The 23,476-nt window shown below is 56.9% G+C and carries 24 protein-coding genes; 8 read left to right on the top strand and 16 right to left on the bottom strand.

Annotation, left to right across the window (positions count from 1 at the left end; translation table 11 throughout):
* Positions 1–263 precede the first annotated feature (263 nt).
* The 6 genes from HS103_16005 to HS103_15980 all read left to right on the top strand — a co-directional run bounded on the left by HS103_16005 (position 264) and on the right by HS103_15980 (position 7,943).
* Positions 264–1,412: a hypothetical protein gene (locus HS103_16005; GenBank protein MBE7514303.1), complete on the top strand. Its 1,149-nt coding sequence runs from the start codon at positions 264–266 to the stop codon at positions 1,410–1,412.
* Between the two features lie 57 nt (positions 1,413–1,469).
* Complete coding sequence (locus tag HS103_16000; protein ID MBE7514302.1) at positions 1,470–2,654, top strand: M28 family peptidase; 1,185 nt, start codon at positions 1,470–1,472, stop codon at positions 2,652–2,654.
* Positions 2,655–2,666: 12 nt separating this feature from the next.
* Positions 2,667–3,797, top strand: a complete 1,131-nt coding sequence (locus tag HS103_15995; GenBank protein MBE7514301.1) for a glycosyltransferase — start codon at positions 2,667–2,669, stop codon at positions 3,795–3,797.
* A gap of 439 nt (positions 3,798–4,236) precedes the next feature.
* Positions 4,237–5,637 carry a trypsin-like peptidase domain-containing protein gene (locus tag HS103_15990; GenBank protein ID MBE7514300.1) on the top strand — a complete coding sequence of 467 codons (1,401 nt, stop codon included), beginning with the start codon at positions 4,237–4,239 and terminating at the stop codon, positions 5,635–5,637.
* A gap of 6 nt (positions 5,638–5,643) precedes the next feature.
* The gene (locus tag HS103_15985; protein ID MBE7514299.1) at positions 5,644–6,423 is read left to right on the top strand and encodes a biotin--[acetyl-CoA-carboxylase] ligase; all 780 of its coding nucleotides are present in this window, start codon (positions 5,644–5,646) and stop codon (positions 6,421–6,423) included.
* Positions 6,424–6,572: 149 nt separating this feature from the next.
* Positions 6,573–7,943, top strand: coding sequence for a hypothetical protein (locus tag HS103_15980; protein MBE7514298.1), 1,371 nt, complete (start codon positions 6,573–6,575; stop codon positions 7,941–7,943).
* Here the strand turns inward: HS103_15980 and HS103_15975 are convergent.
* The 9 genes from HS103_15975 to recJ all read right to left on the bottom strand — a co-directional run bounded on the left by HS103_15975 (position 7,912) and on the right by recJ (position 15,303).
* A complete protein-coding gene (locus tag HS103_15975) occupies positions 7,912–8,496 on the bottom strand; it encodes a hypothetical protein (GenBank protein MBE7514297.1) in 585 nt (194 codons plus the stop codon). The genes HS103_15980 and HS103_15975 overlap by 32 nt on opposite strands.
* Positions 8,493–9,893 carry an adenylosuccinate lyase gene (gene purB, locus HS103_15970; GenBank protein ID MBE7514296.1) on the bottom strand — a complete coding sequence of 467 codons (1,401 nt, stop codon included), beginning with the start codon at positions 9,891–9,893 and terminating at the stop codon, positions 8,493–8,495. Before purB ends, HS103_15975 begins: the two co-directional genes overlap by 4 nt.
* A gap of 74 nt (positions 9,894–9,967) precedes the next feature.
* Positions 9,968–10,702, bottom strand: a complete 735-nt coding sequence (locus HS103_15965; protein MBE7514295.1) for a PIG-L family deacetylase — start codon at positions 10,700–10,702, stop codon at positions 9,968–9,970.
* A gap of 152 nt (positions 10,703–10,854) precedes the next feature.
* Positions 10,855–10,992 carry a carotenoid oxygenase family protein gene (locus tag HS103_15960; protein ID MBE7514294.1) on the bottom strand — a complete coding sequence of 46 codons (138 nt, stop codon included), beginning with the start codon at positions 10,990–10,992 and terminating at the stop codon, positions 10,855–10,857.
* Positions 10,989–11,345, bottom strand: coding sequence for a carotenoid oxygenase family protein (locus HS103_15955; GenBank protein MBE7514293.1), 357 nt, complete (start codon positions 11,343–11,345; stop codon positions 10,989–10,991). Before HS103_15955 ends, HS103_15960 begins: the two co-directional genes overlap by 4 nt.
* Before the next feature lie 3 nt (positions 11,346–11,348).
* Positions 11,349–12,104 (bottom strand): AAA family ATPase, encoded by a 756-nt coding sequence (locus HS103_15950; protein ID MBE7514292.1) that lies wholly within the window; start codon positions 12,102–12,104, stop codon positions 11,349–11,351.
* Between the two features lie 143 nt (positions 12,105–12,247).
* Positions 12,248–12,985, bottom strand: coding sequence for a class I SAM-dependent methyltransferase (locus HS103_15945; GenBank protein ID MBE7514291.1), 738 nt, complete (start codon positions 12,983–12,985; stop codon positions 12,248–12,250).
* Positions 12,986–13,030: 45 nt separating this feature from the next.
* Positions 13,031–13,465 carry a hypothetical protein gene (locus HS103_15940; protein ID MBE7514290.1) on the bottom strand — a complete coding sequence of 145 codons (435 nt, stop codon included), beginning with the start codon at positions 13,463–13,465 and terminating at the stop codon, positions 13,031–13,033.
* Positions 13,466–13,575: 110 nt separating this feature from the next.
* Entirely contained in the window at positions 13,576–15,303 is a 1,728-nt protein-coding gene (gene recJ / locus HS103_15935; GenBank protein MBE7514289.1) for a single-stranded-DNA-specific exonuclease RecJ, read from the bottom strand.
* A 123-nt stretch (positions 15,304–15,426) separates the two neighbouring features.
* Here recJ and HS103_15930 point away from each other — a divergent pair, with 123 nt between their 5' ends.
* On the top strand, positions 15,427–15,894 hold the full coding sequence (locus HS103_15930) for a WD40 repeat domain-containing protein (GenBank protein ID MBE7514288.1): 468 nt from the start codon (positions 15,427–15,429) through the stop codon (positions 15,892–15,894).
* A gap of 311 nt (positions 15,895–16,205) precedes the next feature.
* Here the strand turns inward: HS103_15930 and HS103_15925 are convergent, their stop codons facing one another.
* The 3 genes from HS103_15925 to HS103_15915 form a co-directional block, all read right to left on the bottom strand.
* Positions 16,206–17,006, bottom strand: a complete 801-nt coding sequence (locus HS103_15925; GenBank protein ID MBE7514287.1) for an enoyl-CoA hydratase/isomerase family protein — start codon at positions 17,004–17,006, stop codon at positions 16,206–16,208.
* A 61-nt stretch (positions 17,007–17,067) separates the two neighbouring features.
* Positions 17,068–17,757, bottom strand: a complete 690-nt coding sequence (locus HS103_15920; protein ID MBE7514286.1) for a hypothetical protein — start codon at positions 17,755–17,757, stop codon at positions 17,068–17,070.
* Complete coding sequence (locus HS103_15915) at positions 17,754–18,473, bottom strand: DUF4231 domain-containing protein (GenBank protein ID MBE7514285.1); 720 nt, start codon at positions 18,471–18,473, stop codon at positions 17,754–17,756. The genes HS103_15920 and HS103_15915 overlap by 4 nt, the downstream gene beginning before the upstream one ends.
* A 331-nt stretch (positions 18,474–18,804) precedes the next feature.
* On the opposite strand from HS103_15915, the gene HS103_15910 reads away from it, so the two are divergent.
* Complete coding sequence (locus HS103_15910; protein ID MBE7514284.1) at positions 18,805–19,992, top strand: RNA-directed DNA polymerase; 1,188 nt, start codon at positions 18,805–18,807, stop codon at positions 19,990–19,992.
* A gap of 76 nt (positions 19,993–20,068) precedes the next feature.
* On the opposite strand, the gene HS103_15905 is transcribed toward HS103_15910, so the two are convergent.
* The 4 genes from HS103_15905 to HS103_15890 form a co-directional block, all read right to left on the bottom strand.
* Entirely contained in the window at positions 20,069–21,058 is a 990-nt protein-coding gene (locus HS103_15905; GenBank protein MBE7514283.1) for an ABC transporter substrate-binding protein, read from the bottom strand.
* Complete coding sequence (locus tag HS103_15900; GenBank protein ID MBE7514282.1) at positions 21,055–21,702, bottom strand: hypothetical protein; 648 nt, start codon at positions 21,700–21,702, stop codon at positions 21,055–21,057. The genes HS103_15905 and HS103_15900 overlap by 4 nt, the downstream gene beginning before the upstream one ends.
* A 75-nt stretch (positions 21,703–21,777) precedes the next feature.
* Positions 21,778–22,293 (bottom strand): gamma-glutamylcyclotransferase, encoded by a 516-nt coding sequence (locus tag HS103_15895; protein ID MBE7514281.1) that lies wholly within the window; start codon positions 22,291–22,293, stop codon positions 21,778–21,780.
* Positions 22,274–23,431 carry an amidohydrolase gene (locus HS103_15890; protein ID MBE7514280.1) on the bottom strand — a complete coding sequence of 386 codons (1,158 nt, stop codon included), beginning with the start codon at positions 23,429–23,431 and terminating at the stop codon, positions 22,274–22,276. Before HS103_15890 ends, HS103_15895 begins: the two co-directional genes overlap by 20 nt.
* Positions 23,432–23,476: the final 45 nt, after the last annotated feature.

The raw sequence follows: 23,476 nt of genomic DNA, 5'->3' as shown, positions 1-23,476 counted from the left end.
TGCCCCGTTTCCCTGCAAGCGGGGAAACGGGGCGCGATTCCCTACGGGGTGGGGGTTTCCAAGCCCCGAAGGGGTGGCTACTTTAGCGGCGGGATCACCACTCTAATTATCGCAAGTTTGAGAGGGTTATACAAAAACAACGCTCTATAACGCGCTTTCCCCTCAAAAAGGTACTGCAAAATGCGGAATGTGTGGTACAATCAAGGTGTGAACAGACGTTCGCAATTTAACGATAACCTGATGATCGAAGGACTCAGCGTTCAATGCGAGAGATAACCGTAGCTACCGTCCAGATGAAACCCGAAGTCGGCAGCACCGAGAACAACCTCGTGAAGATGTCCGATTTCATCTCCACGATCACCGCTCAACAGAAGGTTGATCTGATTGTTTTCCCCGAACTTGCCACCAGCGGCTATGAATTGGGTGTCCAGTTCACGGAGATTGCCCAGCGCGTGCCGGGTCCGGCGATCAACCTGATTGCTCAGCGGGCGGCGGATATTGGTATCTTCATCGCCTTCGGTCTGGCGACAAAAGAAAAGGTCGAAAGCATCCTCTACAACACGGCAGTTCTCGTTGGACCGGAAGGGGAATTGGTCGGGACGTACAACAAAGTCCACCTGCGCGGTGAGGAACGGATGTCCTTTCGGGAGGGATTCAAAATCCCCGTTTTCGACACCCGCGAGATCGGCAAAGTGGGCTTGATGTTGGGGTGGGATTTGGCACATCCCGAAGTGGCACGTACCCTCGCCTTAGAAGGGGCAGAGTTGATCTGCTGCCTGACGAGTTGGGAAGCCTCGGCAATTGATGAATTTAAGACCTATGCCCGCAGCCGTGCCTACGAGAACGCGCTGTTCGTCGCCGCCGCCAACCGCGTAGGGGAAGATGTGACGATGACCTTCGGCGGGGAAAGTCTCATTGTGAACCCGCGTGGGAAAGCCCTTGCCGCCTTAGAAGTGGAAGCAGACCGCCGCAAAGAGATGCAGCGCGAAGCCGACGCCATGCAGAAAGAAATTGCCTCGCTGAAGGAATCGAAGGCGGTTTTGGAAGCGGCAATGGAAGCGAAACGCGAGGCAGATAAGAAGGCGAAAGAGGCGGACGAAGCGAAAAAAGATGGCGTCACCCTAAAGGAGGAGACCTCCCCAAAGGCGGAAAAAGACGAGGCAAAAGCCGTCGAAAAGACCGACACCGCTGCCGAGAAAGCTTCTGAACCGGCAAAGGTCTTGGGCTTGGATCGCCACAGCGAGACGAGCGAACCCGTCCGCCGCAGCACGGAACGCAAGGCACTCAGCGCCTCTGAGGGGTACTGTATCGCCCGTATTGACCTTGACGAGGTGCGTCGCTATCGGGAGGAATTCCAAACCCTCCAGTACCGCCAGCCCACCGCCTATAAGGCAATTGTAAAACGTTATTAGCCACCACCTCCCGGTGCGTTGCCGCCGGGAACATCCTCGCTCAAAGGGACAGTCTTCATGAATAACCCCACGTTCCGCGCTGAATTGCTGATGCGCCATATGACGGTGCTTTGCAAGGATATTGGTCCGCGTCCGCCATGTTCCCCCCGTGAAAAACTGGCGGCGGAGTATGTCAAAAAGGAATTGGCAGCGCTAGGGATCAGCGCTGTTACTGAACAGCCTTTCAAAAGCCAACGTAGCATTGCCGAGAGCGCTGTTCCCTTGATGGGTCTGGCAGCCGGCGGCGTCCTTCTTGGGGCGCTTGGCGGGCGCTTAGGGCGTCTCATCGGCGGTGCGGCGTGGATCGCCGGGGCGTTAGGCATCCGTGATCTGTTGGGGGCAACCGCTCACCCCATCCAACGATTGGTTGCCACCGGAGACAGCCAAAATGTGATCGCCACCATCCCGCCAAGTGGTGAGGTGAAACGGCGTTTGTTCTTGGTGGGACATTTAGACACCAATCAGGCACTCCCTTTGTTTCCCCCCACCCCCACCTACCTGATGAGACCCTTGAACACCGTCTCCCTTGCTGGCTCAATCCTCGGTGGGGCGCTCATGATTCGCTCGGCGCTGCGGCGGAAACCGCGCCTACCAAAATGGGTGTGGGTGGTGGGCGCATCGCTTGTACCTAATCTGTTCATCGTGAACAGCCCCGCCCCGCATATTGAAGGGGCAAACGACAACGCGACGGCGGTCAGTGTGCTGCTTGGTGTGGCGGCGGCGCTGCGCGAAGCTCCCCTTCAGCATACAGAAGTGACCCTTCTGTTCACAGGCTGCGAAGAAGTCGGCTGTTACGGACTTCAGGCATACCTCAAGGACTATGCTCCCTCGAAGCATCGCAGCTATTTCCTCGATTTAGAGATGGTTGGCGCGGGGAACATCGCTTATGTAACAAAACACGGCGTCAGCGCCTTCAACGACTATCGCCCCTCGCCAATCATGGCGGCGGCAGCCGGCAAAGCGGCACAGAAACACCCCACGCTCAATGTCTGTGGGCGGGACATGGTGATTGTTGAGGAAGTCGCGCCGCTCGTCCGCGAGGGGTATCATGCCTTGTGCATCGCTGGCTATAACGCCGAAGGCTACCTCCCCAATTGGCATCGGGAGACGGATCAACTGGATCGCATTGAGCCTGGGACGCTTGCCCGCGCCGCACAGTACACATGGGCGGTCATGGCTGAGATCGACACACTAAACGACTGATACCAAGTGATCATGACCCCACAACGCCTTCTTTTCCTCATGTCCGATACAGGTGGCGGGCATCGCGCCGCCGCCCGCGCCATTCAAGCTGCCCTAGAGGAGACCACTCCCGGCGGATATACCTTCGCGTCGGTTGATGTGTGGAAAGAGTATTTTCCGCCGCCGTTCAACCGAATGCCCACCACCTACACAGCGTGGGTGAACGCCAGTCCGCGCAGCTATGGGGCGCAGTATTGGCTGAATGATCGCCTCTTTCGGTTGAAGCCGATCAGTGCCGCTTACTGCGCCTTCATGTCGGGACGGATGAGGCGGATGTACACCGATTATCCCGCCGATGTCGTCGTCTGCGTCCATAGTGTGTTCGTCCGCCCGGCGGTGCAGGCGCTCCGCCGGATGAACGCCGCGATTCCCTTTGTTACGGTGATTACCGATTGGGCGCTGCCCACCGTCTTATGGTATGACCCCCGTCCGCTGCGGTGTTGTGTGCCAACAGATCGCGCCTTTGCGCGGGGAAAAGCCTTAGGTATTCCCGAAGCACAGATGATCATTACCGGAGCGCCGATCCACCCCAAATTTACAAAAATAACCCAAACAAAGGCAGAAGCGCGGGCGGCGTTGGGCTGGTCAGCCAAGGCGCGGATCGTTCTCATGGTGGCGGGCGGTGATGGGATGGGTCCCCTTGTGGAGACGGCGCAAGCGGTGGACGCTTTGGACACCCCCTGCGAATTGGTCATTGTGGCAGGGCGCAACGCCGAAATGAAAACGGCATTGGAGGGAATTCAATGGCGGCATAAGGCGCACCTTTATGGGTTTGTGGAGACCATGCCCGCCTTCATGCGTGCCGCCGATGTAATCATCACGAAGGCGGGACCGGCAACGATCACTGAGGCGGCAGCAATGGGACTGCCGCTCATCCTGAATGGGGCTATCCCCCACCAAGAAACGCCCAACATTGATTATGTTATTGAACGCGGGGCGGGGGTTTATGCGCCGGGAGCAGAACGAGCAGCAGCGGCAGTTGCCGAGCTTTTCAGCGATGACGGCTCACGGCTGAAGGAACTCTCAGCAAATCTCGTCCGGATTGCCCAACCCGATGCGGTTTGGCGCATTGCCGAGGTGATCCAAGCCGCCGCCCGCCCCTAGTAGACCATCATTGAGGGGAACCATAGAAAGAAACAGCCCGCACCCCCTCGCCCGCAGAATTTCTCCCCTTTCCCTGTGTACGGGGAAAGGGGGTAGGGGGGATAGGGGTTCTGAACCAAAACGTCAACACAGCCTAGTCAGGGAGGGTACGTGAGGTTAGGGTATCTTTAATCATGTAAACTCAAAAAGCATCCTTAGTTAGCAACGTATAAATGGTATTTGTACATCCAATGAAGGGTGATAAAATGGCTCAAGCTCTAGACTAGCACGGGTGGGTGTATTGGTGACAATAGACCAAGATTCCCACCAGCATGGTGAGCCTACCCCCAACCTACCCAGAATGCAAAGAGCGCCTTCTCTCCCCAAAACGAGGTGTCGGGGTTTTAAGGGGCAATGAATAGGCGATGCACATTGTTGGATGAGTGAGGGCGGTGACCGCATGAATGACGACAACCCAACACCCCGCAGCAGCTATGACGCCTATGACCATCATGATCCTTATACAGAGGAAAATGAATCCCATTGGTTAGAGGGATGGGATGAGGGATATAGCGCCGATAGCAGTGAGCCTCACCCCAGAACATGGCTTGGAACGATGGTGCGCTTTAGTATAGGAGCATTCACCGCGTTGGCGCTTGCCAGTGCTGCCCTGTTCACGAACATTCCGCTAACCACACCAAGCGCCAAAGGGTGGGGAGAAACCACCGCTCTGAGTGCGAATATGCGCCCCGTCGAGGTTGAAGGTGGTTTTGCCTCGGCACAAGTGCCGACACCAACACCTGTTCCCCCCTTTATTGTCTCCCAAGCCGAGGCGTACCAACAAACCCTGATCAATGTGTTTGCCCGTGCCGAGTCCTCTGTCGTCAATGTTGAGGTGGTGACAGCGAACACCTTTGACGAAGCTGATTCCAGCGGATCGGGGTTTGTCTATGATATGCAGGGTTATATCATCACGAATGCCCATGTTGTTCGGGATGCCACACGGATCGATGTCACCTTCCGCGATGGCTATTCCGCCAGTGCTGCAATCATTGGTATTGATAATTACAGCGATCTCGCCGTAATCCAAGTAAAGATTGATGCCCGTCACCTTTTCCCTCTCTCTCTGGGTGATTCCTCAGATTTAAAAGTGGGGCAAACGGTGATTGCCATTGGCAACCCCTTTGGCTTGCTCAGTTCGATGACGACGGGGGTGATCAGTGCCACCGGACGCACCCTGAATTCCGCCCGAATGATCAGCCCCCGGACGCGCACAGCTTATCAGAATCCCTCGATTATCCAAACGGACGCTCAGATTAATCCGGGCAATTCCGGCGGACCTCTCCTGAATCTTTATGGCGAGGTGATTGGCGTCAACACGGCGATCCGCAGCGAAACAGGGATATTTCAGGGCATTGGGTTCGCCGTGCCAGTGAATACCGTCAAGCGCGTCATCCCCCAGTTGATTAGCAAAGGGCGGGCGGACTACACGTGGTTGGGAATCACGGCGATCAGCCCTCAAAATACAGGCTTAAGCGGGATCACCGTTGCCTCACTTGCCGAACTCTATGCCCTTCCGGTAGATTATGGGGTCTTGGTCAGCGATGTTGTCCCCAATTCGCCTGCTGCCCGTGCTGGCTTGCAAGGGGGCAGCCGAACGGTAGTCATTCGCGGGGTGAATGTGACGATTGGCGGTGATATTATTATTGCCATCAACAGTGTCCCCATCCGCGATTTTGATCAATTGATTGGCTATCTCGTGGCGAACACCTCGCCGGGAGATGTTGTCACTCTCACACTTTATCGCGGAGCAACGCTTGTTGAGGTTGACATCACACTAGAAGCACGCCCAGCGGAGTAACCACCTATGCCTTTGAGCCAAGAGTCGCTGGATGCTGTCTTAGGGTTGCGTCCATTTCGCTTTTTTCCCCAAATCGACAGCACAAATGACCACGCCCGCGCCTGGTTATTAGAGGGTGCGCCCGCCGGAGCGGTGGTCATTGCTGACGAACAAACCACAGGGCGCGGACGGTTTCAGCGCACATGGAACGCCCCCCCCGGTACAGCTATTCTGATGAGTGTGATTCTTCGCCCGGAGGTTGCTCCCTCCAAACTTGGGCGGGCGACGATGGTGGGGGCAGTCTCGGTAGCCGAGGCTCTCGCCACCGTCCCTAGCCTGCCTATGGAGATGATCGGCTTAAAATATCCCAACGATGTGCTGCTGGTGGGGCGCAAGGTGGCGGGTATCCTTGCTGAGGCAGTGTGGGAGGGTGATCGTCTTGTTGGGGTTGTGTTAGGCATTGGCTTGAATGTGCGCATCGATTTCACCGGAACGGCATTGGCAACCGCTGCCACTAGTATCGAGCGGGTGACGGGTGTCTCCATCCACCGCACAGACCTTGCAGATCGCCTCCTAAAACGTGTTGATCATTGGGCGGCGCGAATTGGCGAGCGCTCTCTCTTTAATGCCTGGCGTGGACGCCTGACCACACTTGGGCAGCGCGTTAGTGTCCGTCTTAGCGGGGATGACACATGGGCAATTCAGGGGCTGGCACAGGATGTTGACGAAGAAGGGGCGTTGATTGTCCGCGATGATTCCGGTGCGGATCACCGCATTATTGCCGGCGATGTGACCTTACAGAGCTAGTAGACCGTCAAGAAGGTAATCATAGAAAGAGATAGCCCTCATCCCCTCGCCCACAAGATTTCTCCCCTTTCTCAGCGTGCGGGGAAGGGGGGCTGGGGGATTAGGGTTCTGAACCAAAACGTCAACACACCCTAGGATAGCGAGCACTTTTGGGCGTTAAACTGGATTGGCACATTGAAACCGAGCGCATCCACAAGCGACTTGGCGAAGACCCCGACGGGCGGAAGATACGGCGACGTTCTCGGCGGCGGATAATTGCTCTCACCACATTTATGATCGTTCTTGTGGGGGGAATTGGTGGGGCGCTTTTGGGGCGTCTGCGCTATGTCGATGATCGGATTCGCCAAGACCTAACAGACACCATAGAGGCAGAGATTGCCGCGCTGCGCATTGGGAACTACCCTGATTTTATTGCTCTTCAACGAAGCGCCAGCGATGCGTGGTTCACCGCCCAAAGTGAACGCTTTCAACGCTACCAAGATCAAAAAACGACGGCAAATCTCACCCTGACGGGGGCAATTCACGATCTCGTCATTGACGGTCCGCGTGGGCGGGTGGTGCTTGGCGAAATAGTGAACAATGTCCCCTTCGAGACAGTTTGGTTTTATTGGCGCTACAGCGATGGGTGGCGGCATGTTCCGGCGGATTACACCTTTTGGGGGGAGTTGATCACCCGCCCAGGCACGCCGATCACCGTCACCTTTTACGCCCTTGATGTCCGCCTCGGTGAAGCGCTCGCAAATCGCGCCAACCGGTGGTGGACGGCGGGCTGTATCGTACTGGATTGCCAACCTAGTGACCCGATGACTCTCCACGTTGCCCCCGATCCCTCCGCTGCTTTGGCGTGGGATACCAGCGATCCAAACCGCCTGATTATCCCCTCGCCCCTCGCTATATTTGATCGGGCGCGTGCCGATGCGGACATGCCACAAGCATTGGAAGATGCCATTGCTCAAAAATTGGCGGAGGCGATGTTCAACGACGTGGTGGCAGGCGGGGCATGGCAAAACGAAGGGACTCTTGATGCGGCATGGCTGCGCAGTGGGGTAATCGAATGGGCGGCGGCATCCCTCACCGAGCGTGGCGATCCGCTCCGCATGGCGTTCATGGCAAGCTATCAGGCAAGCTATGGCGCGTCCGCTGTAGCAAAATTGGCGGCGGCGCTCACCCCAGAGCGCATGATTCAGATTGCAGCCGAGGTTGTTGGACAGCCGATTGATCTCCTCGCGGTGGATTGGCATCCATTTTTCCAGTGGCGCTTGGATGTGGAAAAAACCCTTCTATCGCGGGGGGATCAGGGGGCGGTCATCCCCCTTTGGGATACCCAAAACCCCGCTGCGGCAGTTCTGCTGCGGGATCGTTTAGCAAACCCAGGCGCGGCAACGGGGCAAGTTCAGAGTGTTCGGATTGCGATGGGCAATGATGGGATTCCCCGCGCCTATGTCGCCGTAACCGTAGAGGGGACACCCGCCGCCCTCGTCTTTGCCTTTATTGAGGGGACGTGGCGGCGCTCGGTGTAAGGGGAACACCGTTAGCACAAAGGGGACAGTGTTCCGCCCGCCACATCTGCCGCTCAACCCGCGCCAACGCTTGAAACGGGACACCTTGTTCAGCGGCAATGCGTTCCGCCGCCTCACCCATGACGATCAGACTTCCTATCCCAACGATCCGCCCCCCACAGGTGAGAACATCCGCCAGCGTCCCCCGCAGCGCCGATCCTGCATTAATCGCATCGTCAACGAGAAGGCACGTTTTCCCATGCAGTGTCTCTCGCAGCGTGTCGGGAATTCGGTAGCGCACTTCCCCACCCTCAAGGACAACCCGTTGGCTAAAAACGAACGCCACACCCATCTCGGCAGCAAGAACGTTCGCTAGAAACGCCCCGCCCGTCAGCGCCCCCACAATGACCTGAGGGGTGGTGGGCGACAAAACATCCGCGAGAGTCAGCGCCCACCCGCGCATCCGGCGGGCATCCACGAAAAGCCGATCCAGATTCAGCCATACATCACCGTGATCGCCGGATTCATAGCGGAAATGCCCACATTGGAATATATCGGAGGGAAGGTCAATCATACCCCCACCGCTTCGCGGATCGTCACCGCCATTGCCCGCGCTCGCTGTGGCGCTTCCCCAACAAAACCATCCGGCTGCATAAGCGCCCGCACCCTCTCTACCGGCAGCAGTTGAGTTATTTGCTCATCTCCGCACAACAAATCCACCAGCGGGTTGGCTCTTCCATCGCACAGGGCTGCCCATGCGGCAAGGCTGTGTTCGCGGATCACCTCATGGAGCATCTGGCGATCTCCGCCACTTTTGACCGCCTCCATAAGCAAGCGCTCGGTGACGCTGAACACACCATAACGCTGAACGTTCTCGTGAATGGCGCGATCATCAAGACGCAGTCCGCGCACAAGCCGCTCTAAGCGGATGAGAATTTCCTCACAGGCGAGAAATCCTTCGGGGAGGATCACCCGCCGGTTTGCCGAGTCGTCCAGTGTCCGTTCAAGAAGGCTGTGGGCGGCGTTGTCCCACGCCACGCTTGGCAAAGCGGCAAGGTAGCGGGCGAGGCTATCCATATTTTCGGCATTGATCGGGTTGCGCTTGAAGGGCATGGCGCTAGAGCCAACCTGCGCCGCGCCGAATGGCTCTGCCCATTCCCCAAAGGGGGGCGATTGCAGCAAGCGGAGATCGAAGGCGAAACGGTAGGCGGTCATGCCCACATCGGCAAGAGCGCAGAGGATAACCCAATCTTGGCGGCGGGTATAGGTTTGGGTGGCGACGGGAAACGCCTCCAAGCCGATCAGCGCCATGATCCGCCCCTCAAGCTGCGCCGCTGTGACACCCTGATCAGCGACGAGGTGGGCATAGGTTGCCAATGTCCCTACCGCACCCTTAAATCCTTTTCCACGCAGATCGCGCCGTGCTTGGCGAAGGTGTTCCCATCCCGCAAGGAGGTCTTGCCCATAATTTGCCAAGCGATAGCCTAGCGTCGTGAGCGAGGCGGGCTGAAGATGCGTGTAGGCAATGCAGAGCATCTCTGCATGAGCGTCAATCAACGTTGCCAGCGTCCGCAAGACGCCCGCAAGACGATCAATCACCATCGTCAGCGAATCCCGCAAGCGGAGCGCTGTCGCGTTGTCTTCAATATCCATGCTCGTTGCGCCGAGATGGATGATTCCCCCCCCAATCGGGCATTGTTCGGCATAGGTGCGCACTTCCGCCATGAGGTCATGTTTAATTTCCGCCTCGATAGCGTGCGCTCGCTCTATATTGATCTCATCGACATGCGCGCGAAGGTCATCACGCTGCGCCTGTGTCACCAAGCCAATCTCGTGCTGTGCCGTCGCCAGTGCTACCCACAACTGCCGCCAGAGCCGCCGTCCATGAACCTCCGACCACAGCGCACGCATTGACTCTGAGCCATAGCGCCACGTAAAGGGGCTGAGCATCGTATTGTGGGAAAACGTCATGGAGAGGACATCCTTTGTTGTGGTGGCGTCCTCAACGAACGCCACAGAGACAAACCATAAATGCTCAGAGGGAATCAGCCAGCGACAGTTTCTGCCTCTGTGGAGGCGGGTGCTTCTTTTGCGAGAGCATCCTCAAAGGTGATCACGCGGAACCCCTCGGCATAATCCATCTCATGCCCTTTGCCAATCTCCGCCGCCCACTTTTTGATCTCTGTCGCCACATCCCAATCGCCCATCTGACTGACATGCTTTTTGAGCGCTTCAACCTTCAGATCAATCGTGTCGGTGATGTTCACCCATGTCGTCGCCTTTTCCCACGAGAGAACATAGACTTTGTGAACCTTATGGGCGGTCAGCCCTTCTGACTCTAATTCTTGAAACAGATTTGGCTGCCCCGCTGCTGGAAAAATGGCATCCACTGCGGCAAGAGAGGCGGCGCGATGATCGGGGTGGTTGATATACCCCTCCCCCACCGACCACAACTGCTGGGGATCACCGACAATCACCGTATCTGGTTTAAACCGCCGAATTTCCCGCACAAGCCGCTTGCGCAGGTGGAGGGTTGCCTCTAACATGCCATCTGGCTCGCGCAGGTAGACCACGTTATGTACCCCAACAACCTCTGCTGCCGCTGTTTGTTCTGCCTCGCGAATGCGTGTTGCTTCGGCGTTCGTCATACCGGGGGTGGCAATGCCCACATCCCCACTGGTGCAGAGGACGTAACAGACCTCCGCCCCTTCGCGCACCCAACGGGCAATTGTCCCCGCACAGCTAAACTCAATATCATCCGGGTGGGCAACGATAACCATCGCCCGTTTTGGTGTATAAGACGGCATAAGGAGCAGCCCTCATTCTGGAGAAGGTGATTTTTCGCGCATGATTCGACGCGCTGAGAGGCAGCCGTCTTTCGGACGATGCTCCAACGGGACACAGGGTATGATGAGGGCAGGGATTTCGTTTCCTATTTCTCGAAGAAACTCCCGTGAAACCCCAAAGGGAGGTGGATCGGCACATTGGCACGCCCACGCTCGGTGAACGTTTTCGCATCAAGGATGATTAAGGACGAATGTCCCGCCGCCGGATTTACCGCAACGGTCAAGTCACCCCATCATCTTCCTCCTGGGCGTTGGGTGCAGGGACGAAAACAGGCTCACCTGGGTGACAATTCGGCGCTGCCCAGATCGTCGTTTTGCCTGTTTGGGCATCGACCTTGACCAGTTGATCCATAAAGCTATGGGGCATTGCCAGCCCATCAAACCAATGGTGCATCTCCTCAGTTCCCGCCCAAAATTTCCCCGGACTGTTGCGGATCAGCGTCCCCCGCAGCCAGTGGGGAATATCCCCTTGCGTGGGGAGGCTCTCCAGCCGCAGTTCGGCGGTTTGATCGGTAAAGCCAACCGTGTAATCCGCCTTCTTGTCGGCGTTTGTCGGGGTGGGGGCAAGTCGATCCATGTGTTATCCCCATTCCATAACGAGCTTTGCCAAACCGCCAATGGCAACCACCATCGGGCTGTAGGGAAAATCAATTGCTGGAATACCGGATTTGCCTTCGGGAAGATCAACGTGGGGAATGATAGCAGCAGGCTTTAGCTTGTACACGCGCTCCATCTCGGCGCGGATGTTGTTGGGATCGAACGAATCGGGAACATCGTTGACGAGGATGGTCACTAAGGGGACAGCGATTTTCTCGGCAACTTCGGTCAACACCCCTGTTCCTTGAAAATCTTCAGCGTTCAGCATGAGGATAACCGCCAATATGTCGGTGATAGCGTAGAGAGGGAGCGTCTGCTCATCCAAACCGGCGCGGGCATCAATGATGAAATAATCAATGTCCAGCACGCCGGCAAGGTAATCCAAACCTTCTTTCACTTGGTTCGGATCGTAGCCCCGCGCTTGGATCGTACTGGCTTGGCTGGTCGCCCCGTGTGCCGGAATGAGATAAACACGCCCTTTCGCCATTTTGCCAAAGCGGTTGGTAATGTCATAAACGGCGGCGCTGATCGGCTCTGAACCGAGAAGAAAATCGCTGAGCGAACGAGGGAGATCGCTCTCAGACAAGCCAAACGCCTTATGCAGCGAGGGCTTACGAAAATCCGCATCTACCAGACAAACACGTTTTCCGCGTGCCACCATAAGGGCGGCGATGTTCGTCACAACCGTTGTTTTCCCAACGTTATCGCGCATGGAATGAAGACAGAGAATCTTCGACACATCCGATCCCTTCGCAGCAGTGCGGCACGATCCCGATAGAAAGAAGTATAGTCGAAAATTGTCCGTTTAGCATCGAAAGGGGAAAATGGGCGAAGAATGGCATTGTTTAGGGGAGGAATAGCCCCACGTTTTTTATCGTTATCTCACCGCAAACGCTGTAAGATAGCATAACGGTTACTATCCTCTGTATGCCCATCGGCACGAAAGGTAGCGACTGCTGTCAGCCCTTGTGCCGTCGACCTTGCTATCAACGCCGCGTATTCTGTCTCGTCCACATGATGACAGTAACGCAGTGCTGTCTGTGCGGCATGTCCCCGCCGCCAATCCATGAGAAAATCGCCCGTCTCTGTGGCATAACCGGTGGGGATTGGGAGCAGCCGTTCGCGGAAACGCGGATAATCATAAAAGCACCACGCCGTAAAGACAAACACGCCCCCTACGGACACACGTTCGGCAAGGGCGCTGAGCAGCGCCGCACGGCTTTCCCCGCCGGGGATGTGGTGCAGCACGCCCATCAGCGCCACCACATCATATACCCCGCTGCCGGGCGGGTTGGTTAGGATGTCGCACACTTCTAGGCGGGCGTCGGGGAGGATACCTCGTGCGGCAAAGGCTTCCCGTGCCGCTGTAAGGAGTTCCTCGATGTAATCAATTCCATGATAGTGAATGGGTGTGCTGAGGTGGCGAGAGAGGAAACGTCCTAAGCGCCCGTTGCCGCAGCCAGCATCTAAAACACGGAGCGGTGTGATCCCTGACACATAAGGCAGAATTCGCGCCCAACCAGCCCATGCCCGCCCGCGTGATTCGTCAAAATTCTCGACAATTTGTTTATAAAAGGCTTGATTCAATTCATTCAGATAGGCGATAGTGCGAGCATCCACACGTAATACCCTTGATCCATGATGCAGAAAGCTCTATAGAGCGATTTAAGCAAACCCCAGATCAATCAACCGTTGGGCTGCATCGTCGTCGGGGACTTCAAAGCGGGTGACAAGTGCCGCCGGAACACGGCTGTTCAGGGACACTTCCGCCAGCATAAAAAAGGGCATGACAATTGCCCGCGCAAACATCCGAATATCATCATCGTTGTTTGCATATTCGTCCAACCCGCGCTCCAACCCCCAGGGGCTGCGGCAGATATGCCGTGCCAAAAGGCGGGCAACAGACATACGGGGGCTGTGCTGGTGTTTTACAGAAATGAATGAGAGGGATAGTTCGCTCAGGTTGACTTCTTGCCACATACCGGGTTTGGGGCGCTTTAGCATGACCTCGATAGGGACGGGCGGGCGCTCCACATCGAAGGCGGTCATCAGGTCACGCACGGCATTTTCAAATTGCTCTTGCTTGGATGTGCCTGTCATGCGGGCGTCCCCCTCGCTTATGTCACGGCGGCGTCATATCATAAACACGGCAGTTTCATGAAACAAAGGGTATTCTAACCGATTCCTTCCTAATCTTCCATATGCCGCACTCACTCTGAGGGACGAATATCTTGGATGATGAACTCCAACCGCTGATTTCCGTTCCACTCATTCAGCACAAGTTCGTAGGCAAGGTCGATCAAGGGGGGCAATCCTTCGGCACGTTCCCCCATCCGAAAAGCGATCCCATGCCGGATGAGCTTGCCATCGGTAAAACTCAGTTTCAGATGAGCATTGTCTTTGCCCACTCCCCGCGCCTCCAACACCTTTAGTCGCCGCGAACTGAGGATCGGCACAGTCATGGAATTTCCGCATGGTTGGAGCAGTTGCAATGCCTCGTAGAGCGCCCCATCCGCCGCCGCAAGGGGAATATCGGCATCAATGGCGAGGCTCGGTTGGAGCGTCAGCCCGCGCAGGGATGCCTCGGCTATGCCCATCATGTGTTCCCGAAAGTGAGGGAGATTGTCATTGTGAATAGCAAAACCCGCCGCCTGAGCATGTCCGCCATGCCGGATCAGCAGATCAGCACATTGATCAAGGGCGGCGGTGATGTCAAACTCCGCAATGCTGCGGCACGATCCATGACTTTCCCCTTTTTCGGCGTCGTAGTGGACGACTATCGACGGGCGGTAAAATTCCTCCGTCAGGCGTCCGGCAACCAAGCCCACAATCCCCTGAATAAAGTCAGCGTCAGCAGCGAAGATGAGCGGAACAGCCGTCCCCCGTTCCAAAACATCGAGTCCGGCATGGGTGCGGGCAAAATCGTGCATCTGGCGGGTGAGCCGCTGTCGTTCCTCGTTGAGGTCACTAAGTTGTTTTGCCCGTTCGCTAAGAAACAAGGGATCGTCGCTAATCAAAAGCTCATACGCCAACCGTGCGTGTCTCAGCCGCCCCGCCGCATTGATCCGAGGGGCAAGGATAAAGCCAATGGCGGTGGTATCCACCTTATCGGGGGCAAGCCCCGCCGCATCTAAAAGGGCGCGAACGCCGGGGCGCTTTGCCTCCCGTAAGCGTGCCAGTCCGCCAGCGACGAGGGCGCGGTTTTCCGGGCGATCCAGCGGCACAAGATCGGCAACCGTTCCAAGCGCCACGAGATCGAGAAGATCATCAGGGGTGATTGTCGGCTGCCAGCGATCCTGCTGGATCGCCGCTTTGATCAGTGCTGACGCCAATTTAAAGGTGACGCCCACCCCTGCCAACATTGGCTCGCCCTTGCAGCCCGCTTGTTTGGGGTTAATCACAGCAGTGGCTCGCGGAATCTCCAGACCAACCGAGTGATGATCGGTAACGATCATATCCAACCCGGCGCGAATTCCCGTCTCCACCTCATGAAGGGAACGAATCCCACAGTCAACGGTGATGACCAACTTCGCCCCTGCCTTCGCCAGCGCAATGAGGGCGGCATCGTTCAATCCGTAACCTTCGTCAACGCGATCTGGGATGTATTCTCGGACGTTCGCCCCTAGCGCCCGCAGCACACTGACAAGAAGCGCCGTACTGGTTACCCCATCAGCGTCAAAGTCGCCATAGACGATGATCACCTCGCGGCGTTTGATTGCCGTCCGAATACGAGCGACGGCTGCCGCCATTCCTTTTAGTTTGAAAGGGTCACCCAGGGAGGATTCGCCTCTCAGAAACGCCTGTGCCTCGGTGGGGTCGGTAAACCCGCGCTGGTATAAAATTTGGGCAAGGATGGGATGTATCCCGCATGTTTCGTAATCAGCAATAACCCCATGGGGGGGGAGGGGAGCAAAACGCCAACGTTTCTGGGTAGCCATAGGCGTTATTGTAGCATAGGACGCTCCACCGTGCGTTCCTACCGTTGAGGTAGAATGAATAGCTTACCCCTTCTGGGAAGGTCTGCCATGAAACTACATCCCACAGAAAGAAACACCTTGATTATGCGTAAACTTACTCTGATTCTAAGTCTCGTCTTTATGGGGATTGGTGGCAGCACAAACCCGCGCCCAAGTATGGCGCAAGAATCGCCTTATCGCTTTGTACGGCAATTTTGGCTGGAAGACATCCCCTTTACCAAAAAAGTCCCTAGCCCTGTTAGTGCCGATACCACGCCCGCCATCTCCCTTGATTGGATCCCGAATGGGGCGCAAATCGCCATCGCCTATGTGGATGGGCGGGCAGGTGTTTGGGACGCCCTGAGTGGGCAAATGATGTGGATGCAGCGCGATAGCACGACACCCCCCTGGGTGCGTTGGAATCCCGATGGGGACAGCATCGTCACGACAAGCAAAACCGATCTCGTTGTCTGGAAGGCGGCAACAGGCGAAATCCTAAAACGGATTCCCTATGCGGGCTATGGATGCCCCCAGCGGGGAAATGACCCCCTTCAGGATACCCCCCCTCCTTAACGCCGTTTCCTATTGGACGATCCCTAACCCACAAGGCACACGAAGATCACCCGAAGCATAACGATTTGGGGTGCCGCCAAAACCCCTTAAAACGACGCTCTCATCTGGTCTGTCTCATTTCGTCTGATACATCAAGGACGACCTGATCGAGTCGCCCTAGTAGACCATCGAGAAAATTTCTAAAGAACCCCAAATGTCAACACAGCCTAGCCCACTGAGGGCAAAGGGGGAAATCAGCTTTTTGAAGGGACTTTCCCCTCAACCCGTCCCTTTCGATGAATAGAGGGTAAACAAGTTCAATTATGTAAGCCCTACAGCTCGCCCCGCTTCCATTTCCATACGGGCTGCCGTTTTTCCAAAAAAGCGGCAAACCCTTCAAAGCCATCCTCGCCGCTGAGGATCGCTAATTGTTCCGACGCCTCACGGGACTGTGCCGCCCTCAAGTCCCCCTCTAAGAGCGCCGCCTTCATCGCCCGTTTGCCGCGCCAAAGCGCCTGTGGGGACTGCCCCGCCAAACGGCTGGCATAGGCGGCAACCTCTGCCTCGAACGTCTCAAGGGGAAACACTTTATTCGCTAAACCGAGGGCAAGTGCCTCTTGTGCCTCAATCTTATCCCCAAAATACATCATCTCCAGCGCCCGCCCCAACCCAACCAAGCGCGGGAGCAGAAACGTCCCTCCGCCATCAGGAATCAACCCCAAGCGGATGAAGGATTCCATAAACGCCCCCCGTGTTGAGAGCAAGCGCAGATCGCACGCCAGCGCCAGATCGCAGCTTATCCCCGCCGCCACACCGTCCACTGCGGCAATCACCGGAAGCGGACACTCCCACAGCGCCCGAATTGCCGGAGCAAACGATTCAGTCAAAATGCGGTGGGCATCGGTGGGCGTTGGGCTGATTGCCATCGCCGCCCGCATATCTGCCCCCGACCCAAACGCCCCGCCCGCCCCTGTGACAACGATCACCCGCACCTCAGGGCTTTTCTCTGCCTCATCGACGGCATCCCGCAGCCAATTTGCCGTGTCCTTGTCAAGGGCGTTCCGAATCTCAGGGCGGTTGAAGGTCAGCGTGCGGACTCCGCCCTCTGTGGTAATCAGAAATGGCTCGCTCATAATCTCCCTTTCCCCGTTGTATAGGGGATTTCAATCCGTAAAAGAATCGTCCTTTTCCTCACTACCCCTGCGGTGGGCTGAATCGCTGCTCAGCAGCGGCATTGATCACCTGCTGCTGACGCGCCAGCGACTCGGCAAGGAATTTTTCGATTTGTTCCGGCGTGCGGACAAGCTGCCCCCACTGCGCCGTTTCGCTCTCCATAACCTCCAGCGTCCCTTGCGCAAAGGCGCTTAACGAGGCGCGATAGTAGGTGTCCGCTTCCTCCGAATCGGGGGAGTAGGCATCAGCGACGACAAGGCTTTCCAATGCCGAGGTGAACATCCCCACCTGCCGATCCCACTGGTACAAATCGGAAAGTCCGTTAAAGGCTGAGCCAATGGCAGGGGCAATAACGGCGATCAGGGTCGTCAGCGAGACGAGGAACTTCATCGTATCACAATACGAAATTCCGGCGGTGTCCATCGTGCATTGCGCCCCCGGAACAAACACCGACTGCACCAAAAGGGCAGTCAGCGCCGCCGCAAAGCCCGCTACAAACGCGGTAAACGCCCGTATCAAACTCACCTGTGAGCCAGCCCGTCGGTTGCGCTCAATGGCATATTCGTAGTACACGCGCTGATCTTCAACGGCAAACCGATTGAACAGCTTGTTCAGTGCTTCCATGTAACGCCGATCTTGCACCAGTTGGCTGTCCTGAATCGGCTGTTGAGGAAGTTCGTTGGCGCGTGGTCTGGTTGGTTGGTCGCTCATGAGTCCTTCCCATTCGTGCCTATATCGGGCATTTGCCCCTGATTGATCAACGCTGCCCGTTTCGAGAGTGTCGTTCGCCGTGCTGCCCCGTTCAGAGCGTCGTAGGGCGGTAATTTCATCAGGTAGCGAAAGAATTCGCGGCGAAGGTTTTCGGCGCGGCGGCGGTTATCCAGCCACGCGCTGAGGGGGTTTTCCCCCCGCCCAGAAAGGCTTGCCAAAAATGTTGCTAACAATGCGATCACCGTCTCGCCAAAGCCAATCACCGGCACCCAACGCGGTTCATTATTCAGGGCTAAAACCATCAGCGAACCTAAGAGTGTGGCTATCATGGCGAGGATGATATAGCCCACTTGGTAGAGCCGAAAGCGGTTTTGATATTGGGCAGCTTGGGCGTCACGGCGGCTGAACAGCTTGCTCACGTCTGCTTCCAGCAGGTCAAGATCGCGCTCGATAGCGCGAATCACCTCCGGCGCGGTATCGCCCAACACCTTGCGCATCTCTGCCCGATCAATCAGGGAGAAATCATCCTTTGGCGCGGGAAGGCGTAAATAGGGCATTTGCTTCATCCACGCGGGCCAATAACGCCGATAGTTCCGCGCTTGCTGCGTGATCGGACGGCGGTTCATGGCATCTGGTGGGTTAGCCGACGGTGCGGCGAGGGGAGGGCTTGCCTCAGGGAGGTTTCCGCCATTTTCGGCGGTTGGCGCGTTCGTCATGGAATCACACCTCTCATGGATGGCTCATTCGGCAATGGTAGACCAGAGTCAAACCAGAGTCAAACGAATATCTTCACGTCGAAAACTCCCCTCTTGACATTTTTTCATATAACGATACACTTGTTCTAAATAGGTCACACAAGACCAAGCGTGGTTAGCCAGAATGCTGCGATGTTACGTCGCGGCGGGACACTAGCCCCATCACTTCGTCACAGGACACCGCTCTCGAACAAGTGGTGTCCTGCTCCAAGACTCGTGATAGTAACCCGCGCCAACATTGTGTGACCTGTTTTTTTCCTAACTGAACAAAATTTATTTCAGAGGAGCGGACATGACATCCGATGCGCTACGGGCTTGGCGGCTGAGTTACACGGATGAGGAACTCCAATGGCGTTCAGCCGATTGGCGTAGCGAACAATCCGAATGGCGTGCCGAACGCGAACAGCAGCGCCGCGAACGCCGCCGTCGAGATCGTCGCTATTTTGGGGTGGGCTTAAACAGCCAAAACCTGAGCCGCCGTGCGCTAAACGAAAAAAAACTCACCGCCCAAAACCTCCCCATCCTGAAAAACGAAAAAGCATTGGCAGAGTGGCTGAACGTCGAGCTCTCCCGTTTGCGCTGGTACACCTACAACCAAACGACCAGCAGCGTCTACCATTATGTGCGCTATGTTCTTCCCAAACGGAGCGGCGGGCAGCGGGTAATCCTTGCCCCTAAAACAGGCTTGAAGGCAATCCAACGTAAAATTCTTGCTGAGATCTTGAATAAAATTGTGCTTACCGAGCCAGCACACGGCTTTCGGAAGGGACGAAACATCGTGACGAATGCCAGCCCCCATGCCGGTAAGCCTTTTGTCCTTAACCTTGACCTAAAGGAGTTCTTTCCCTCAATCACCTTTCGGCGGGTGCGCGGCTTGTTCACTGGATTGGGCTATGGCTACACCATCGCCTCGGTGTTGGCGTTACTTTGCACGGAAAGTGACCGCGAAATGATTCAGCGCCCAGATCGTCCCTACTATGCTGGACTTAGCCCCCGTGCGTTGGTACAAGGTGCGCCAACGAGTCCCGCGCTGGCAAACCTTGCCGCCCGCCGCTTGGATAAACGCTTGGCGGGTTTGGCGGTGAAACGCGGTGTCACCTACACCCGCTACGCCGACGATCTCACCTTTTCTGGCGAGGATCGGGATGTTCTGTTCAAACTGATGAAAACAGCGGGGCATATCATCGCCGCTGAAGGGTTCACTGTCCATCCAAAAAAGACACGCTTTTACCAGCGCGGGCAGCGCCAGATTGTCACCGGGTTGGTTGTCAACGATAAAGTGAATACCCCCCGCCAGATGCGCCGTCAGGTGCGGGCAATTCTTCATAACGCAGCGCAGACGGGGTTAAACGCCCAAAACCGGATGAACCATCCAAACTTTCGCGGCTACGTGCTTGGGTTGATCGCCCATATCGGGCAAACCGCGCCCGACCTCGCCGCTACCTTTCGGGGACAGTTAGTAGCCCTGTCCGATAGCTAAGCACAGGGGGGTCCGTTCCCGCGCCAGCGTCCTCTCTGTACCGTAATACCCTACGCAAAACCTCGTAGGGGCGCATTTACTCCGCCCCTTCCACCGCCCCCCGTACACGGGCAATTAGCGGTGGAAGGTCGTTCAGTGCATAGGCAAGGCGCGTCCCGTGCCATGTTAGGAACGAGCCATCCACCAAGTAAATATGCCCATTTTTCACTGCGGGCGTCTTGGCAAGTATCGCGCTATACGCCTCCAATTCCGCCTCCCCAAATGGATACGGCTCATCCGGCAGCAAGATTAACTCTGGTTGAGCGGCGATCACTTCCTCCATTGTGACGCGAGGGTAGCGTATATCCCGTCCAGTGATACGCGGATCATCCGGTGGGAGGGGATCAGCCTTCCCCTGATCAGCGGCGAGGGGAAATGCCCGTTCCCGTTCAGCAAACACATTCAGCGCCCCACAGGTGAACAGCAAATCGTGAATATAGGTATGTTGGTTGAAGGTCATCAGCGGATCGTGCCAGATCGGAACGAAGGTTTTCACCAAAGGGAGGTCCGTTTCCTCGTTCATATAGCGGCGTGTCGCCTCATAGGTGATGTGGATCATCCGCACGCGGTGCGTCATTGCCGCATATTCAAAGACATCCATGATCTGCCAGAGCAGTTCCACCGCCTCGCGGACGGTGTTCGGCTCGGTCACCCATGTCGTGATTCCCGCCTCGTTAAGCGCGTCCGCATCGGGCTTGCGGTTTTCTTCACGGTTTACTATGACCAGATCAGGGCGCAGCGCAAGGATTGCCCTAATGTCGGGGTTTTTTGTCCCCCCCACGCGGGGCAGCCGTGCCGCCGCTATTTTTTCCGCTGGACGGGTACAGTACTCCGTCACCCCCACCAAACGATCTCCCAAATCGAGATCAAAAAGGGTTTCGGTCACACTAGGGACAAGGGAAACCACTCGCTGCGGCACAAACGGCACAGGGCGTTCCACCTTTACCCGCTGCGTATAGCTCTCCAGTGCCGGATCATTCGGATCGTAGGCGTCGTTTGAATCGATGGGATCGACTTTCCCGCTCATTTCGGATTTCCTCCCAGGGTGACGGTCACTTTGCCCGTCCCCCACACCTCAATCTGACCATCGCCACCCAACACCAACCCCGCCCCCGCGCCGATCCCAATCCCATAGGTGCCGGGGTTGTTCAGCAGCACGGCTGCCATATCCCCCGCACTGGTCAAATCGTAATCGGTCAGGATACACGCCCCTGCCACCCACCCCAACCCCGCGCCGTGTGTCAGCAGCAGCGATCCCAAAACCCGCGCCCCCGCCCCAATACCCAAAATCACTCCCTCCCGCCGAAAGGCTGTCATTAGCGCTGCCTCCGCTGCGCCCACCAATGCCGAGCGAAGAGTCCGCTCATCGCCATCACCGAGGATGATCAACCCCGCGTCCTTCAATTGGGCGGTGATTGTCTCATCGTCCTCTGTCAACAAATCAACGAGATAGCCCGTTGGGGCGCCGAGGTCTTCCAAAAGGTCAAGGTGGGTGTCAGCGTCCTCAATGTCGCCGCCCGCCCAAAGGTAGGCAAGGGGTTCGCCCCGTGCAATCTTCGTCAGCGTTTGCGTATCCAAATCAAGGGTGATCGGATCATTCAAGTCGCCATAGCTACGAAGGATCAGCCACCCACCGCCGTCACGCCAGCGGAGGGGAGGTACGATGGGCATACAAAACCTCTCATCTTGGTGGGCAATCCCAATGGGATCATCCTCTGATTATCCTCTACGTGTTACCGTTATGCGTTACCGTGTCTTCAGCCACGCCAGCCAATCGCCATCGGGTAGGTGAACGTGAGGATACAGGCGCAAAACGGCGGGATCGCCTAGATAAAGCCATGCCTCTGATTCTGCCCCGCCCCCCATTCCCTCAAGCTGAACGCGCCGTCGGACGCGGCGAAACAACCACGTCTCCCGTCCCGCCTCACATCCCTCAAGGCGATCCAAGCGCCGCCGCACTTGGACGTGCAGTGTTGGGTGAATCACTATCCATTCCCCAACCACCGAAGACGATTCTCCTGCCTCTACCAGCACCGGGAAATGCCCCACCGAGTAAAGCGCCGCGCCCATCAGCCGCGCCGGACGTTCACTGATTGTTGCGCCGGCAAGGTAGGTTTCGTAATTCGGCTGTCCCCGCCGCAGCGTGCCGTAGACAAAAAACGGGTATTGCAGCCACTCCCGCGCCCGCTGGCGTTTCGGACGCAGCGCCCGTCGTGGCGTTGTGGATGATGCTTCATCTGAGCTATCCCCCTCGGTAGACATAGCTCGCTGCCGCCGCTGCCAACAGCCCCGCCGCAATCGGAAGGGCGTCCTCATCAATATCAAACTGCGGGTGATGGTGTGGGTAGGTAATCCCTCGTCCCTCGTTCCGTGCGCCAACAAAGAAATAGGTACCGGGCGCACGCTCCAGCCAGAATGCCATATCCTCGCTCGCCATCGTCCGCGCCGAATCAATCACCGTGAGCGGTGTTGCCGCTGGCATCGTTTGAAACAGATCACTCAGGCGGGCATTCGTCGCCGCATCGTTGATCAAGGGTGGCGTCAGCCGGTTCACAACGACCTCTGCCGTGCAGCCATTCACCGCCGCAATCCCCGTCGCAATCTCATGGATGCGCGTCTCAATCAGGTCTACCAAGTGCCGCTGATAGGTGCGGAACGTCCCGAACAGTTCCGCCGAGTCGGGAATCACATTGTGGGCGTGACCGCTGTGAAAGCCGCACACAGAGACGACGGCGGTCTCCAACCCATCCACCGAACGGCTGACAATCGTCTGCATCGCCCCAACGATCTGCGTGCCGGCGACGATGGGATCGCGGGTTTGATGGGGCATTGCCCCGTGACCGCCCTTCCCCCGGATGATGATTTGGAAATCATTTGCGGCGGCAAAGGCTGCCCCCTCCGTCACGCTCACTGTTCCGGTGGGAAGCTCCGACCAAAGGTGCAGCCCCAAACTGATCGAGGGGGTCGGCGCGTCCAATGCCCCATCCCTAATCATCGCCTGTGCGCCGAGGGCGAGTTCTTCGGCGGGCTGAAAGATGAATTTCACCCGTCCGGCAAGCTGTTCCCGGTGTTCGCTGAGCATCTTCGCCACCGCCAAGCCAATCGCTGTATGCCCATCATGCCCACAGGCGTGCATTTTCCCCGGCGTACCGGAGATATACGCCGTATTCATCATTTCCTGAACAGGCAAAGCATCCATATCGCAGCGAATAAGAACCGTCGGACCCTCCGCTGCCCCCTCCAAAATCCCAATCACACCGGTTTTCCCTACACCGGTAATCACCTCCAAGCCAAGCCCAGAGAGTTCCCGTGCCACCACCCCCGCTGTGCGTACTTCTTCAAAGGCAATCTCTGGGTGGCGGTGCAAATCGCGCCGTTGGGCAACCAATTCGTCGCGCAGCATCTGTGCGCGGAGCATCCAATCCATAGGATTATCCCTGTTTGT

The sequence above is a fragment of the Anaerolineales bacterium genome, from assembly GCA_015075625.1.
In the GTDB taxonomy this organism is placed as follows: Bacteria; Chloroflexota; Anaerolineae; order Aggregatilineales; family UBA2796; genus UBA2796.
The sequence above is the reverse complement of the archived record's forward strand: the minus strand, read 5'-3'. Positions and strand labels throughout refer to the sequence as shown.